This window comes from Amycolatopsis sp. NBC_00348 (genome assembly GCF_036114655.1).
GTDB lineage: Bacteria > Actinomycetota > Actinomycetes > Mycobacteriales > Pseudonocardiaceae > Amycolatopsis.
Genome location: NZ_CP107994.1, coordinates 932,501 through 947,175, shown reverse-complemented (window position 1 = coordinate 947,175; position 14,675 = coordinate 932,501). Strand labels below are relative to the sequence as shown.

12 protein-coding genes and 2 rRNA genes (1 of these 14 cut by a window edge) are annotated in these 14,675 nt (G+C 70.0%); 2 read left to right on the top strand and 12 right to left on the bottom strand.

The window, feature by feature from the left end; genetic code table 11:
* Nucleotides 1-2: 2 nt before the first annotated feature.
* The 4 genes from OHS58_RS04595 to OHS58_RS04580 all read right to left on the bottom strand — a co-directional run bounded on the left by OHS58_RS04595 (nucleotide 3) and on the right by OHS58_RS04580 (nucleotide 4,396).
* Nucleotides 3-953, bottom strand: coding sequence for a copper transporter (locus OHS58_RS04595; protein ID WP_326952075.1), 951 nt, complete (start codon nucleotides 951-953; stop codon nucleotides 3-5).
* Complete coding sequence (steA, locus tag OHS58_RS04590; RefSeq protein ID WP_247053978.1) at nucleotides 950-2,134, bottom strand: putative cytokinetic ring protein SteA; 1,185 nt, start codon at nucleotides 2,132-2,134, stop codon at nucleotides 950-952. The genes OHS58_RS04595 and steA overlap by 4 nt, the downstream gene beginning before the upstream one ends.
* A 97-nt stretch (nucleotides 2,135-2,231) precedes the next feature.
* Nucleotides 2,232-3,407, bottom strand: coding sequence for a DUF1266 domain-containing protein (locus tag OHS58_RS04585; protein ID WP_247053980.1), 1,176 nt, complete (start codon nucleotides 3,405-3,407; stop codon nucleotides 2,232-2,234).
* 17 nt (nucleotides 3,408-3,424) lie between these two features.
* Nucleotides 3,425-4,396, bottom strand: coding sequence for a zinc-binding alcohol dehydrogenase family protein (locus tag OHS58_RS04580; RefSeq protein WP_328647245.1), 972 nt, complete (start codon nucleotides 4,394-4,396; stop codon nucleotides 3,425-3,427).
* A 66-nt stretch (nucleotides 4,397-4,462) separates the two neighbouring features.
* Between OHS58_RS04580 and OHS58_RS04575 the strand changes: the two genes are divergently transcribed.
* Nucleotides 4,463-4,906 carry a MarR family winged helix-turn-helix transcriptional regulator gene (locus OHS58_RS04575; protein ID WP_328647244.1) on the top strand — a complete coding sequence of 148 codons (444 nt, stop codon included), beginning with the start codon at nucleotides 4,463-4,465 and terminating at the stop codon, nucleotides 4,904-4,906.
* 6 nt (nucleotides 4,907-4,912) lie between these two features.
* Here OHS58_RS04575 and recN read toward each other — a convergent pair whose 3' ends face one another.
* From recN to OHS58_RS04545, 6 genes are all read right to left on the bottom strand, one after another.
* On the bottom strand, nucleotides 4,913-6,691 hold the full coding sequence (gene recN, locus OHS58_RS04570) for a DNA repair protein RecN (RefSeq protein WP_328647243.1): 1,779 nt from the start codon (nucleotides 6,689-6,691) through the stop codon (nucleotides 4,913-4,915).
* A gap of 100 nt (nucleotides 6,692-6,791) precedes the next feature.
* A complete protein-coding gene (locus OHS58_RS04565; protein WP_326952071.1) occupies nucleotides 6,792-7,718 on the bottom strand; it encodes an NAD kinase in 927 nt (308 codons plus the stop codon).
* Nucleotides 7,715-8,548 carry a TlyA family RNA methyltransferase gene (locus tag OHS58_RS04560; protein ID WP_328647242.1) on the bottom strand — a complete coding sequence of 278 codons (834 nt, stop codon included), beginning with the start codon at nucleotides 8,546-8,548 and terminating at the stop codon, nucleotides 7,715-7,717. Before OHS58_RS04560 ends, OHS58_RS04565 begins: the two co-directional genes overlap by 4 nt.
* Nucleotides 8,549-8,552: 4 nt before the next feature.
* Nucleotides 8,553-8,750, bottom strand: coding sequence for a hypothetical protein (locus OHS58_RS04555; protein ID WP_247053991.1), 198 nt, complete (start codon nucleotides 8,748-8,750; stop codon nucleotides 8,553-8,555).
* Nucleotides 8,751-8,767: 17 nt separating this feature from the next.
* Nucleotides 8,768-9,754: an HAD-IIA family hydrolase gene (locus OHS58_RS04550; protein ID WP_326951159.1), complete on the bottom strand. Its 987-nt coding sequence runs from the start codon at nucleotides 9,752-9,754 to the stop codon at nucleotides 8,768-8,770.
* A complete protein-coding gene (locus tag OHS58_RS04545; protein WP_328647241.1) occupies nucleotides 9,747-10,991 on the bottom strand; it encodes a hypothetical protein in 1,245 nt (414 codons plus the stop codon). Before OHS58_RS04545 ends, OHS58_RS04550 begins: the two co-directional genes overlap by 8 nt.
* Here OHS58_RS04545 and OHS58_RS04540 point away from each other — a divergent pair.
* Entirely contained in the window at nucleotides 10,956-12,572 is a 1,617-nt protein-coding gene (locus OHS58_RS04540; protein ID WP_328647240.1) for a hypothetical protein, read from the top strand. The two genes, OHS58_RS04545 and OHS58_RS04540, sit on opposite strands and share 36 nt — an antisense overlap.
* Nucleotides 12,573-12,691: 119 nt before the next feature.
* Here OHS58_RS04540 and rrf read toward each other — a convergent pair.
* Nucleotides 12,692-12,808: ribosomal RNA gene (rrf, locus tag OHS58_RS04535) — 5S ribosomal RNA — on the bottom strand.
* 79 nt (nucleotides 12,809-12,887) lie between these two features.
* Nucleotides 12,888-14,675 (bottom strand): 23S ribosomal RNA (locus tag OHS58_RS04530) (it continues 1,334 nt past the right edge of the window).

The window sequence follows — 14,675 nt, the reverse complement described above, 5'->3', positions numbered from 1 at the left end:
CGTCAGTTGCCGGTGGGGCTGGTGACGCCCGGTGCGGGAGCCTGGGCGTTGCCCGCGATGCCGTAACGGCCGGCCGCGCCGTCGAGCTGTTCCTTCAGCGCCAGCACGGTGCTCACCCGGCCGGCGGAGGTGTCCACGTTGTCCACAGTGGACAGGATCGACGTCGCCGAGGTGTCCGCGCGGACGACGCCGAGCGCGCCGGTGCCTTCGGCCGACCCGGCGTCCCCCGCGAGCACGGTGCCCGCGCCGGTGCGGTCGAGCTGGGTGGTGAACCGCGCGATGGTGGCCGCCCGGTCGCCCGCGCCGTCGCCGGTCGCCTGCGCGCCGGTGAGCACCACGGCCAGCTGCGCCGGCTTGACGTCCTGACCCGCCTTGACGAACCCGCCGTCGGTGAGCCCGCCCAGGGCGGCGGCCAGCTCCTCACCCGAGGACTGCGGCTTGGCGGACGCCTTGTCCAGCAACAACACCGAGCCGAGCAGCGCGCCGGCGAGCGTGCCGGAGTCACCCGCGGTCGGGAACTTCGACCCGGCCGGCTGCAGCCGCGTGACGACGTCGCGGAGCTGGTCGGCCTTCTCGGGATCGGCGAACGCGGCCGTCAGCTGCACCTCGCCGGTCACGGTCGCGCCGGACTGGCCGATCAGCTGCTTGAGCGCGTCCCGGTCGGCCGGGCGCGCGTCCTCGGTGGTCACGAGGACCACCGTGCGCTTGTCCAGCACCCCGGCGACGACCTTCGGCCCCATGGCGCCGGCGAACGCGTCCGCGTCGGCGAGCCGGGCGGTGAGCGCGTTGCGCTGGGCTTCGAGGTCGGAGACCTGGCTGCCCAGGTCCTTCTTCTCCCCCGCCAGCCCCGAAAGCAGCGAGCCGTTCAGCGCCGTCGAACCGAGCACGACGCCGACGGCGAGGGCCAGGAAGCAGGCGGCGATGGAAACTACGTGGTAGCGAAGCGAAATCACGTGAACAATCCCTTGACCCAGGCAGCGAGCGAATTCCAGGTGTGCCGGAGCCAGTCCAGGTAGACCGAGCCCACGTCGGACACCAGCAGGGCCGCGGCGACGACCACGACCGCGGCGAGCACGAGCAGGACGACCGCGCCGATCGAGACCCGGCTGCGGTGCAGCGTCGCCACCGCTTTCCCGTCGACGAGCTTCGTGCCGAGCTTCAGGCGCGTGAGGAACGTCGACGGGTTGGAGCCGGACCGGCCGTGGTCGAGGAACTCGCGCAGGGTGGCCTGGAAACCGACCGTGACCACGAGGGTCGCGCCGTGCGCGTCGGCCAGCAGCAGCGCGAGGTCTTCGGCGTTACCGGACGCGGGGAACGTCACCGCGCCGATGCCGAGGTCCTGGATCCGCTCGACGCCGGGGGCGTGCCCGTCCGGCTGGGCGGGCACCACGACCTCGCCGCCGCTGCGCAGCGTGGCGGTGCCGATCCCGGTCGGGTCGCCGACCATGACGTCCGGCAGGTGGCCCTGCGCCCGCAGGGTGTCGGCGCCGGCGTCGACGCCGATCAGCACCGGCCGGTGCTCGGCGATGTACTTCTTGAGCTTCTTGAGGTCCTCGGCGTGCCCGTTGCCGCCCGCGACGACCAGCACGTGCCGGTCCCGCAGCTGCACCTTCAGCTCCGGCACGCCGACGCCGTCGAGGATCAGGGTGCGCTCGCGGCGCAGGAACTCGATGGTGTTGGCCGAGAACGCCTCCAGCTGCGTCGACATCCCGGCCTTGGCCTCGATCATCTGGTCCGCGACGCTGTCGGCGGTCTGCTCGATGCCGGAGGCGACCTGGCGCTCGCCGACGTACACGACGCCGTCGAGCAGCCGCAGCTTCGTGCCGTCCTTGATCGAGCGCAGCAGCTCACCGCCCACCGAGTCGACCAGCGGGACGCCGGCGGCGATGAGGATCTCGGGGCCCAGGTTGGGGAACCGGCCGGAGATCGAGGGCGACGCGTTGACCACGCCGGCGACCTCGGCGTCGACGAGCGCGTCGGCCGTCGCGCGGTCGAGGTCCAGCTGGTCGAGCACGACGATGTCACCCGGACTGATCCGGCGCAGCAGCTCCCGGGTGCGGCGGTCGACCCTGGCGACCCCGGTGATGCCCGGCAGGGGTTCGGAGTTCCGCGTGAGCAGCCCGGTGAGCTTCATGTGGCCGATGGTGACAAATTTGCTCGTGGGACTGCGCACGCCACGCCGTAGCAGAGGTGACTCGTTGTGGTGAGCCACGCCGCGCCCAAGTTCTCGATCAGGCGTCGGACTCCTCCGAAAGAGACCCGAAATCGAGGTTCACCCAGGGGCTGCCCGGGTCCTGAAGGAGCTGGTGGTGGACCCGCACGGCGGCGGGGTACCACTCGCCGAACTCGTCGTCCCGGCTGTGCAGCACCCGGCCCATGAGGTAGCCCGCCGACAGGTCGGCCCATGACTGGTGGTAGCGACGCGCGAGCGAGCCGGCCTCCAGGACCATCAGCTCGGCGGTGAGCGCGTCGCAGTACCCGGCGGCCAGCCCCCAGCGCGCGATGTTGACCGCGCGCCCGACGTCCCAGGACAACGCCGTCGTGACGAAACCCCCGGCGTCGAGCAGGCCGTCGGCGCGGAAGCGCTGCTCGTAGCGCGACACCCGGCGCACGGTGTCGCGCAGCTCGTCGGCCTGGTCCTCGGCGTCGTTCTCCGCGCACCACCGGCCCACCAGCTGCGCCCAGGTCAGCGGGTCGAACTCGCCGTCGCGCAGCCCGGACTCGGCGGCGAACCGCAGGCGCAGCATCAGCACCAGGTTGCCGGGCGTGAGCGCGTAGCCGTCGCCGATGAGGTCGCCGATCGTGGCGCGCCAGGCCGGCGGGTCGGCCACGCCCCACCAGTCGCGCAGGCCGCGGACCTCGGCCACGTAGTCGTGGTAGCGCGCGTCGAGCAGGTTCCACGGCGCCGCGTTCAGCACGGCCAGGTGCGCCCCGCAGGCGAGCGCGTGCGCGATCGGCCCTTCGAGGTGCCCGTACGGCGCGGTGATCAGCCGTTCGACCTGCTCTTCCAGCGGCGTGACGTCGTCGAGGTGCGCGTCCAGCCACGGCTGCAGCGTCGCGCCCGGCAGCCGCCACTCGCCCCGGGTGCCGCGGTTGAACACGACCCGCTCGTGACGCCCGACGCCGTCGACCGCCCAATCGAGCGCCCCGCTCATCACGACGACGTCCGGCCCGAGGTCGGGCAGCGCGCCGCGGGTGAAGACCTGCAGGAACTCGTCACCGCCGGTCTCGTGGTAGACGTTCGGGAAGGTCTCGGCGCGGTCCTCGAGGATGCTCTCGGCGTCGGCCCGCCGGATGGGGACGAACAGTTCCTCCCCGGCGAGCAGGCCGAGGTAGGTGTCGAGGTCGCCCTCCCGGCGGGCGGCGGCCAGCTGCGCTTCGACGTCGGCGGGTGGCGGCAGGATCAAGGGGCGGCTCCCTCCACTTAGCCGGTCAGCACGACGAGCTTGCCCGCCGTCCGGTTGTGCTCCAGGTCGTCGTGCGCCTGCCGGATCGACTCCATCGGGTAGACCCGGGCCGGGCCGAGGCTGACGCCGCCGGCGGCGATCCGGTCGAGGTACCGCTGGAGAACCGATGCGGGCAGATCGTCCGCCTCACCACCATAAGCGGTCAAGCGCACACCGGCGGGAAGGTATCCGATCGGATAGAAATTCTTGATTGTCCACTGGTTCGAGAGCATGCCCGTGAAGCACACCGTGCCGTGCACGCGGACGGCCGCGAGGGTGTCCGGCAGGGTCGGCGTCCCGACGAGTTCGAGAGCGGCGTCGACGCCGTCCGGGACGATCGCCCGGACCTGCGCGGCGACGTCGCCGTCGTCCAGGAGCGGGTGCTCGACACCGTGCGCGGCCAGGGTGTCCAGGCGGTCCCGCTGCCGGGTCGTGGCGAAGACGGTGGCACCGAGGTCGCGGGCGAGCGTCGCGGTGGCGAAGCCGAGCGCGGACGTCCCGCCGCGGATCAGCAGCGTCTGGCCTTCCCGCAGGTCGAGGCCGGTGGTGAGGGAGCCGTACGCGGTCTGCAGCGTCTCCGGGACCTGACCGAGCACCTCCCACGGCAGGTCCGAGCGGAACGGCACGACCTGCTCGCGCGGGACGAGCGTGTACTCGGCATAACCGCCGTCGAAGGTGCGGCCCATCCCGCCCATCATCGTGGCGACCTGCTGCCCGACCTCGAAACCGCCGTCCGGCGCGGCGTCGACGACGCCGACGGCCTCGATGCCGGGCACCCGCGGGAACGTGACGCCGTCGGCCATGCCGAGGCGGGTGTGCAGCTCGGAACGGTTGAGCCCGAACGCCTTGACGGCGATCCGGACCCAGCCCGGTTTCGCCTCGGGCAGCGGGATGTCCTTCAGTTCGAGGTTCTCGACCGGGCCGGGTTCCCGGAGTACCACTGCGCGCATCGGGCGTCCTTTCTTCGCAAGCGAACAGTCCGCACAACAACTGTTCGCACGAGTACTATTCCCGGGGTGAGCCTGTCCCGAGAACACGACGCGGCGTGGCGCGGCTTCCTGCGCTCGTCGGCCCTGCTGCTGCGGGTGCTGGACGCGGACCTGCGCGCCGCGCACGGGATGTCGCACCGCACCTACGACGCGCTGGTCCAGCTCTCGGAGGCGCCGGAACAGCGGCTCCACATGAAGGACCTGGCCGACGCCCTGGTACACAGCGCGAGCGGGCTGACCCGCTTGGTCGACGGCCTCGAGCGCGACGGTCACGCGCGGCGCGAGGTGGACGCGGGCAACCGCCGGGCCACCCTGGTGGTCCTGACACCGGCGGGCTTGGCGGCGCTGGAGCAGGCGTGGCCCACGCACGTCCGGGGCGTCGAACGCCACTTCGCCGAGCACGTGAGCCGCGAGCAGGCCCGCGTGCTCGCGGAGGTGTTCCGCGGCATCAACGCGGACCTGGACGGCTGACGCGTACTACTTCTTCTTGGCCCGCTTGCGTTTCGGCTCGAACTCGGTCTTGTCCTTCTCGGCCGTCGCCAGGAGTTCCTCGGCGTGCGCGCGGCCCGTCTCGTTGTCCATGCCGGCGAGCATCCGGGCCAGCTCGCTGACGCGGTCGCCCTGGCTCAGGTTCTTGATCCCGCTGCGGGTCACCCCGCCGGTGTGCCCCTTGTCCACCACCAGGTGCTGGTCGGCGAACGCGGCCACCTGCGGCAGGTGCGTGACCACCAGGACCTGGTGGGTCCGCGCGAGCCGCGCCAGCCGGCGGCCGATCTCGATCGCCGCGCGGCCGCCGACACCGGCGTCGACCTCGTCGAACACCAGCGTCTGCACCGTGTCGGCGTGCGCGAGGACGACCTCGATCGCCAGCATCACCCGGGACAGCTCACCGCCCGAGGCGGCCTTGTGCACCGGCAGCGGCGGCGCGCCGTCGTGCGCCCGCAGCAGCAGCTCGACGTCGTCGATGCCATCGGCGCCCGCGTGCACCGCGTGGCCGTCGATGGCCAGCGCGTGGGTGTCGCCGTGCTCGGCCGGGCGCTGCTCGACCGTCACCTCGATCGCGGCCTGGCCCATCGCCAGGCCGGACAGCTCCCGGGTGATCTCCGCCGCCAGCTCGGCGGCGGACTTCTCCCGGGCGACCGAAACCTCGACGGCGTGGGTGGCCAGCTGCACCGCGAGCTGATCGCGCCGCATCGCCAGCTCGGCCAGCGCCTCTTCCGAGGTGTCCATGGTCTCCAGGCGGCGCCGGGCGTCCTCGGCCCAGGCGAGCACGCCGTCGACGTCCGCCGCGTACTTGCGGGTCAGCCGCTTGAGGTCGCCTTGGCGGGCCAGCACCTTTTCCAGCAGCGCCGGGTCGGCGTCGAGCGTCTCGACGTACCCGCCGAGCTCGGCCCCGACGTCGGCCAGCAGCACCGACGCCTCTTCCAGCCGCGGCGCCAGCTCGCGCAGCACGCCATCTTCCGACGTCGACAACCGCCGCAGCGCCTCGGAGACCAGACCCATGGCGCCGGGAGCGTCCGGGTCGCCTTCGGCCGAGCCGGAGACGGCGATGTGCGCCTCGGTCGCGGTCGCCCGCAGCTCGTCGACCGCCGCGAGCCGCTTGATCTGCGCGGTGAGGTCGACGTCCTCGCCCGGGGTCGGCTCGACCGCGTCGATCTCGGTGAGCCCGTGCTTGAGCAGGTCCGCCTGCTGGGCCATCTCGCGGGAGCGGGTGGAGCGCTCGGTCAGCTCGGCGATCACCGCCAGCCACTCGGAGCGGATCTCCTGGTAGGCGCGCAGCGGCTTGGTGACGGCGTCGCCGGCGAACCGGTCGATCACCGCGCGCTGCTCGGCCGGGCGCAGCAGCCGCAGCTGGTCGTTCTGCCCGTGCACCGCGATCAGCTGTTCGGACAGCTCCGCGAGCACGCCGACCGGCACCGACCGGCCGCCCAGGTGGGCCCGGGACCGGCCGTCGACGGCGATGGCGCGCAGCGCGATGACGCTGCCGTCCTCGTCCACGTCGGCACCGGAGTCGGTGACGATCCGTTCGGCGCCTTCGACGCCCGAATAGGTGAACCGTCCTTCCACGAACGCCTTGAGCATCCCCGTTCGTACCTTCGAGACCTCGGCCCGGCCCCCGGAGAGCAGGTGGAGCCCGGTGACGACCATGGTCTTCCCGGCACCCGTCTCACCGGTGACGACGGTGAAGCCCGCGTGCAGTTCCAGCAGGGCGTCCTCGATGACTCCGAGGCCCTGGATGCGCATCTCGGCCAGCACGCCGCCTACCGTAGCGGCCCCCACCGACACTCCGCGCACCCGGCGGCCCGGCGAGTCGCCGATATGTTCGAATAAAGCGCCGAACGGACCGTTCGCGCCCTTACTCGTTCGGGCGGGCGTGCCGCTCGCGCCAGCTCTTCACCGGCAAGGCGAACTTCTGCACCAGGCGATCGGTGAACGGGCCGTCCCACAACCGGACCAGCCGCACCGGCGTCCCGCCGCACGTGACCCGCACGCGGGCGCCCGGCGGCAGGTCGTGGCTGCGGGTGCCGTCGCAGGTCAGGACCGCGGACGAGCCGTCCGGGTCGATCCCGACGGTGATCACCGAGTCGCGTGAGACGACCAGCGGCCGCGAGAACATCGCGTGCGCGTTGCTCGGCACCACCAGCAGCGCCTGCACGTCCGGCCAGATGATCGGCCCGCCGGCCGAAAACGCGTACGCCGTCGAACCGGTCGGTGTGGCGCACAGCACACCATCGCAGCCGAACGCCGAAACCGGCCGCCCGTCGACCTCGATCAGCGCGTCGAGCACCCGCTCACGCGTGCTCTTCTCGACGCTGGCCTCGTTCAACGCCCAGGTCCGGCTCAGCTCGGTGCCGCCGTGGGTGACCGTGACGTCGATCGTCATCCGCTCTTCGACCTGGTAGTCGCCGTCGACGACGCGCTGCACGGTGTCGGCCAGCGCGTCCGAGTCGGCCTCGGCGAGGAACCCGACACGGCCCAGGTTCACGCCCAGCACCGGCACCCCGGCCGGGCGGGCGATCTCGGCCGCGCGCAGCAGCGTGCCGTCACCGCCGAGCACGAACACCAGCTCGACCCCCGCGGCGGGGTTGTCGTCCGGGTCGACGACGGTGCAGGACGCGCCGACGCCGTGCTCATCCGGGTTGATCAGCGCGCAGACGTCGTCCTCGATCACCCGGATCCGGATCCCGGCCTTGGCGAAGCGCGCGGAAACCTCGCGCGCCGCCTCGCCGGTGGCTTCCCGGTCGGGGTGCACCATGAGGAGAACTTCACGTTCGGTGGTCATGCGGGCCCTTCCTCGACGGCGGTTCGGACGAGCCGCTCGGCCTCAGACCTGTCTACCGCGTCCACAGTGGACTCGGCCACGTGTTCTTTCCTGAGCCACACGAAATACTCGACGTTCCCGGACGGCCCCGGCAGCGGGCTGGCGGTCACCCCGCGCAGCGAGAGGCCCAGTTTCGCGGCTTCGTCGAGCACGTTCAGCACCGATTCGGCACGCAGCTCGGGGTCGCGCACGACACCACCGCTACCCAGCCGGTCCTTGCCCACTTCGAACTGGGGCTTCACCATCGGCACCAGATCGGCGCCCTCGCGCACGCACTCGACGAGCGCGGGCAGCACGAGCTTGAGCGAGATGAACGAGAGATCGCCGACCACGAGATCGACCGGGCCGCCGAGGGTGTCAGGCGTGAGGTTGCGGACGTTGGTGCGGTCCAGCACCACGACCCGCTCGTCGGTGCGGATCCGCCAGTCGAGCAGACCGCGGCCGACGTCGGCGGCGATCACGGTCGCGGCGCCGCCGCGCAGCAGCACGTCGGTGAACCCGCCGGTGGACGCGCCGGCGTCGAGGCAGCGCTTGCCTTCGACGTCCAGGCCGAGCGGGCCGAACGCCTCGAGCGCGCCGAGCAGCTTGTGCGCACCGCGCGAAGCCCAGCCGGGGTCGTCTTCGTCCTTCACGACGATGGGCGCGTCGGTCTCCACGCCGGTGGCGGGCTTCGACGCGACCATCCCGCGCACGGTGACCTTGCCGCCGGTGATCAGGGCCGAGGCCTGCTCGCGTGAGCGGGCGAGGCCGCGCCGAACCAGTTCCGCGTCGAGGCGGGCCCGCTTGGGCACCTGGTCAGACCTTGTCGATGCTGGACAGGGCCACGGTCAGCTCGGTGTGCACGGCGTCGAAGCGCTCGACGTGCTCGGTGAGCGGAAGCGCGTCCAGGTCGTCCAGACCGGCGACGGCCTCGGCGATGCCGGCCCGCGGGTCGGTCTGCTCGGAGAACGCGCCGGGCGGCGGTCCCGGGACGGGGTACGGGTGATCCTGCACGTCAAGAACGGTATCAGTCAGGCCAGTCCGAGCCGCGCCAGCGCGGCCTTCGCGGCGTCGCCGTCGGCCTGGACCGTCGTCTTGCCGGACTCCCACGCCGCGTGGCAGAGGGCCCGGAGCAGGTCCAGGTCGTCACCCTCGCCGTCGATCGTGAGGACGTCCCCGGCGTCGACCGACCAGCCGGGCCGGGGCCCGATCTTCAGTTCTTCGAGAGTGGACGTGAGCGCGGTGAGATCCGCCGCGAGGTAGGTGCCGCGCTCGGCCGGGACGGCCTCGACCAGCTGCTTCGGCGTCGCGACCCCGGAGAGCACGACGAGCGAGTCGACACCCGCGGCGACCGCACCGGCGATGTCGGTGTCGAGCCGGTCACCGACGACGAGCGGATGCTCCGCCCCGGCCGACTTCGCCGCGGTCTCGAACAGCAGCGGCTCCGGCTTCCCGGCGACCACCGGTTCGACGTCGGTGGCCGTGCGCAGCGCGGCGACCATCGAGCCGTTGCCCGGCAGCAGGCCCCGCTCGCTGGGCAGCGTCGCGTCGACGTTGCAGGCCACCCACAGCGCACCCGCCCGGATGGCCAGGCACGCCTCGGCGAGCGCGGCCCAGGTGTTGTCGGGCGAGTGCCCCTGCACGACGGCCTGGACGCTCTCGGCGTTCTCCCGGACGGGCTCCAACCCGGCCTGGGCGACCTCGGCCGCGAGCGCTTCGGTGCCCACGACGAGCACCTCAGCGCCCGGCGCGAGCCGTTCACGAAGCAACACGGCGCCGGCTTGGGCGCTGGTGTGCACCTCACCGACCTCGGCGGGCATGCCGAGGCCGACGAGGTGCGCGACGACCTCGGCCGGAGCCTTGGACGCGTTGTTCGTGACGAACCGCACCGGCGTCCCGTGATCCCGGGCGGCCTTGACCGTCTCCGGCGCACCCGGGATCACCTGGGTGCCGTGGTAGACGGTGCCGTCAAGATCGAACAGGACGGCGTCATAGGCCGCCAGCAGGGAGTCAGTCATCCGACTCGACGGTGGCGCCAGGCTCGTCGCCTTCGGCCGGGGCCGGCTTGTCGGCTTCAGCCTTGGCCGGCTTGTCGGCCAAGGCCTCGGCCTTGGCCGGGTCAGCGGCTTCAACCTTGGCCGGGTCGGTTGCATCGGCGGTCTTGGCCGAACCGGTCGCCTCGGCTGACTCGTCCGCCTTGGCCGATTCGGTTGTCTCGGCCACCTCGGGCACCTTCGCTGACTCGTTCGCCTGAGCTGCCTTGGCCGCCTCAGTTGCCTTCGCGGGCTCGTCCGCCTGGGTGGCCTTGGCCGGCTCGGCCGCGTCGACCGATTCGGTTACCTCAGCGGTCTTAGCCGCCTCAGTCACCTTCGTCGACTCGGCCGCCTTCGTCGCCTTGGTGGCCTCGTCGGTCCCGGCCGCTTCAGCGGTCTTCGCCAGCTCGGTCACCTTGGCCGCCTTGGCCGACTCGGGCGCCTTGGCCGGCTCGAGCCCTTCGTTCGAGAGGTCCGCGGCGCGCTCGGCCGCGTCGGTCTCGTCGTCCGCGTCGGCTTCCGCCGCGTTGAGGAACCAGCGGATGGCCTCGTCCTTGCGCTCCGCCGCGACCAGGTTGTCGGCGTAGGCGTAGAAGAGCCGCGCGCTCCACGGGTCGCGCTTCTCGGCCTTGAGGTCCGCGCCCTGCAGGGAAACGACCGCGGCGTTGATCTGCCCGAGGTCCCGGCGCGCCCCGGCCGCGACGATCGCCAGCTCGATCTGCGTGGCCTTCGCCAGCTTCGTCGTGTCGGCCTCCTTCGCGAGGTCCAAAGCCCGCTCGGGCCGGCCCAGCGCGCGCTCGGCGTCGGCGATGATGGCGATGTGGTCGTCGCTGCGGGTCATCCGCCGGACGGCGCGCAGTTCCGACAGCGCCTCCGCCCAGTTGCCGGAGTTGTAGGCGACCAGGCCGAGCGCCTCCCGCACGATCGGCACGCGCGAGGCCTTGGCCTTGGCGTACTTGGCGTGCTCGAGCGCGGCCTCGGGGTCGCTGTCCATCAGGCCGCCGGCCGCGACGAGGTGCTTCCCGACGGTCTCGGCCAGCGCCTTCGGCAGCGTCCGCAGCTCGCGGCGGGCTTCCTCGTCGAGGTCGGAGAACTCGACGCCTTCGGGCAGCTCCGGTGCTTCCAGGAACTCCTTCGCCAAGGCCTCGTCGTCGAGCGGGGTGTGAACGCCGGGCCGCGGGTTGCGGTGGACGCTGTCCTTGCGCTCGAACTCCCGCCGCACGGGACGTTCCTTGCGGTCGCCGTGGTCGCGAGCCGGACGCTTGTCGTCGCGGGTGTTGTCGAACGGCTTCCCGGTGTCGCGGGAACCCCCGCCGGAGCGGTCGTCCCGGCCGCCGGAGTCACGCGGACCACGGCTGTCGTCACGCCCCTGGTAACCACCGGTGCGGCGATTCTCGTCGCGCCCCTGGTAGCCGCCGGGCTTGCGGTCGTCGTCCCGGCGCTGGTAGCTGCCGGACTCCCGGGAGGTCCCGGGCTTGCGGTCGTCATCGCGACGCGGGTAGCTGCCACGATCACCGCGCGAGTCGTCGCGACGCTCGTAGCTGCTCTTGCCGCTGTCGTCCGAGCGAGGGGCCCCACGGTCGTCATCGCGACGCGGGTAGCTGCTCTTGCGGTCGTCCGAGCGGAACCCGCCGGTACGCGCCGAGCCGCGGTCATCGGAACGGGGACCGCTGGAGCGAGCACCCTTGTCGTAGCCACCACGGCCACGATCGTCGTCACGACGCGGGGAGCTGCTCTTGCTCCGGTCGAAGCTGCCGGAACGGTCACCACGCGAGTCGTCGCGACGCTCGTAGCTGCCCTTGCCGCGATCGTCCGATCGCGGAGCACCGGTGCGGGGCCCACGGTCGTCATCCCGCCGGGGGTAACTGCTCTTGCCGCGATCGTCAGACCGGAATCCACCGGTACGCGAACCACGGTCGTCATCACGACGACTCGAGCTGCTGCGGTCGTCCGAACGGAAACCACCGGAACGGGAACCACGGTCATCGTCACGACGAGCCGAACTGCCGCGGTCGTCCGAACGGAAACCACCCGTGCGCGGTCCGCGATCGTCATCACGACGACTCGAATTGCCGCGGTCATCCGAACGGAAACCACCGGAACGGGGACCACGGTCGTCATCACGGCGAGCCGAACTGCCGCGGTCGTCCGAACGGTACCCACCAGTACGGGGGCCACGGTCGTCGTCGCGACGGCTCGAGCTGCCGCGGTCGTCCGACTTGAAGCCGCCGGTGCGGGGACCGCGGTCGGAGCCGCTGCTGCGGTCTTCCCAGCGCGGCTTGCGGTCGCCGAAGGACGACTTGCCCTGCGGACGGCCGCCACTCGGCCGGCCGCCGCGGTCGTCGGAGCCGCCGCCCGACCGGTTGCCCGAGCCTTCGTAGCGCCCGCCGGAGCGGTTGCCGCCACGGTCCTCGTAGCGGCCGCCACCGCCACCCGAGCGAGCGGGCCCGCCGGAGAACCGGGTGCCGCCGCCGCTGGGCCGGCTTCCCCGGTCACGCGAGTCGCCGGAGTCGCGGTAACCACCGCGGTCACTGGAGCTGGAACTGGACGCGCGGCCGCTGTCACGGCTCTGACCTGCGTATCCGCCGCGCTGATCGCGGTCGCGGGGACCGTCGGCGCCGCGGGACGGCTTGCCGCCGCCCCGGACGCCCTGGTCGTCACGGCGAGGCCGGCCCTGGTAACCACCGTCGCGGCCGCCTCGGTCCTGCCGGGCACCGCGCTGGGGGTTCCCCCGGGGTGCGTCCGACCGGCTCCGGGAGCCTTCGTCCCGGCGAGCCGACCGGCCGGACCCATCATCGCTTGAGTCTCGTCGACCGAACTCGGACACCTGGCCTCCTGCCGTGGAAAATCTTGGTCTGGACATACACGTACGGCCCGCTAGGGCAGCCAACTGGCTATCCTAACGGGCCGTACGGAAGGTAAGTTCGGCGGTGTCCTACTCTCCCACAACCCTTCGGTTGCAGTACCATCGGCGCTGTCAAGCTTAGCTTCCGGGTTCGGAATGGGACCGGGCGTTTCCCTGACGCTAAAACCACCGAAACACTATCAAACACCCACACCCCCCAAACGGAGGGCCGTGTGGTGTTTCAGAACCGTAGAGTGGATGCGTAACACCTTCGTAGACAAGTCCTCGGCCTATTAGTACCAGTCAACTCGACAACACATTACTGTGCTTCCATATCTGGCCTATCAACCCAATGGTCTATTGGGGGCCTTAACCCACAAAGGGTGGGATACCTCATCTTGGAACAGGCTTCCCGCTTAGATGCCTTCAGCGGTTATCCCTTCCGAACGTGGCCAACCAGCCATGCCCCTGGCGGGACAACTGGCACACCAGAGGTTCGTCCGTCCCGGTCCTCTCGTACTAGGGACAGCCTTCCTCAAGTATCCTACGCGCGCGGCGGATAGGGACCGAACTGTCTCACGACGTTCTAAACCCAGCTCGCGTGCCGCTTTAATGGGCGAACAGCCCAACCCTTGGGACCTACTCCGGCCCCAGGATGCGACGAGCCGACATCGAGGTGCCAAACCATGCCGTCGATATGGACTCTTGGGCAAGATCAGCCTGTTATCCCCGGGGTACCTTTTATCCGTTGAGCGACACCCCTTCCACCAGGTGGTGCCGGATCACTAGTCCCGACTTTCGTCCCTGCTCGACATGTCTGTCTCACAGTCAAGCTCCCTTGTGCACTTGCACTCAACACCTGATTGCCAACCAGGCTGAGGGAACCTTTGGGCGCCTCCGTTACTCTTTAGGAGGCAACCGCCCCAGTTAAACTACCCATCAGGCACTGTCCCTGAACCAGATCATGGCCCGAGGTTCAGATTCCCAATTCGACCAGAGTGGTATTTCAACAATGACTCCACAGTAACTAGCGTCACCGCTTCACAGTCTCCCACCTATCCTACACAAGCCGAACCGAAAACCAATACCAAACTATAGTAAAGGTCCCGGGGTCTTTCCGTCCTGCCGCGCGTAACGAGCATCTTTACTCGTAGTGCAATTTCGCCGGGCCTGTGGTTGAGACAGCCGGAAAGTCGTTACGCCATTCGTGCAGGTCGGAACTTACCCGACAAGGAATTTCGCTACCTTAGGATGGTTATAGTTACCACCGCCGTTTACTGGCGCTTAAATTCTCAGCTTCACCCCCGAAGGGATTAACCGGTCCTCTTAACGTTCCAGCACCGGGCAGGCGTCAGTCCATATACATCGTCTTGCGACTTCGCATGGACCTGTGTTTTTAGTAAACAGTCGCTTTCCGCTGGTCTCTGCGGCCACCCACCCCTAGTCCGTAAAGGACTTCAGGATGTTTGGCCCCCCTTCTCCCGAAGTTACGGGGGCATTTTGCCGAGTTCCTTAACCACAGTTCACCCGATCGCCTTAGTATTCTCTACCTGACCACCTGTGTTGGTTTGGGGTACGGGCCGTGCATGCACTCACTAGAGGCTTTTCTCGGCAGCATAGGATCACTCTACTTCACCTCAAACGGCTACGCATCACGTCTCAGAGTATATAAAGCACGGATTTGCCTATGCTTTCTCCTACACGCTTACACCAGGACAACCATCGCCTGGCGGAGCTACCTTCCTGCGTCACCCCATCGCTTGACTACTACGAAATCAGGTCCCACGCTCCACACACACCCCTCCATCCGAAGACTTTGGGACATGGCTTTGGGTGGTTAGTATCAAACGCCTCGTCATGGGCGCACATGCTCGGGTACGGGAATATCAACCCGTTGTCCATCGACTACGCCTGTCGGCCTCGCCTTAGGTCCCGACTTACCCTGGGCGGATTAGCCTGGCCCAGGAACCCTTGGTCATCCGGCGGCAGAGTTTCTCACTCTGCATTCGCTACTCATGCCTGCATTCTCACTCCCACACCCTCCACCGCTAGCTTCCGCCA

Bases quoted from the DNA above. Each gene is read 5' to 3' on its own strand.
- OHS58_RS04565 (WP_326952071.1), bottom strand. From the start codon at position 7,718: ATGACCACCGAACGTGAAGTTCTCCTCATGGTGCACCCCGACCGGGAA.
- OHS58_RS04550 (WP_326951159.1), bottom strand. From the start codon at position 9,754: ATGACTGACTCCCTGCTGGCGGCCTATGACGCCGTCCTGTTCGATCTT.
- steA (WP_247053978.1), bottom strand. From the start codon at position 2,134: ATGAAGCTCACCGGGCTGCTCACGCGGAACTCCGAACCCCTGCCGGGC.
- OHS58_RS04580 (WP_328647245.1), bottom strand. From the start codon at position 4,396: ATGCGCGCAGTGGTACTCCGGGAACCCGGCCCGGTCGAGAACCTCGAA.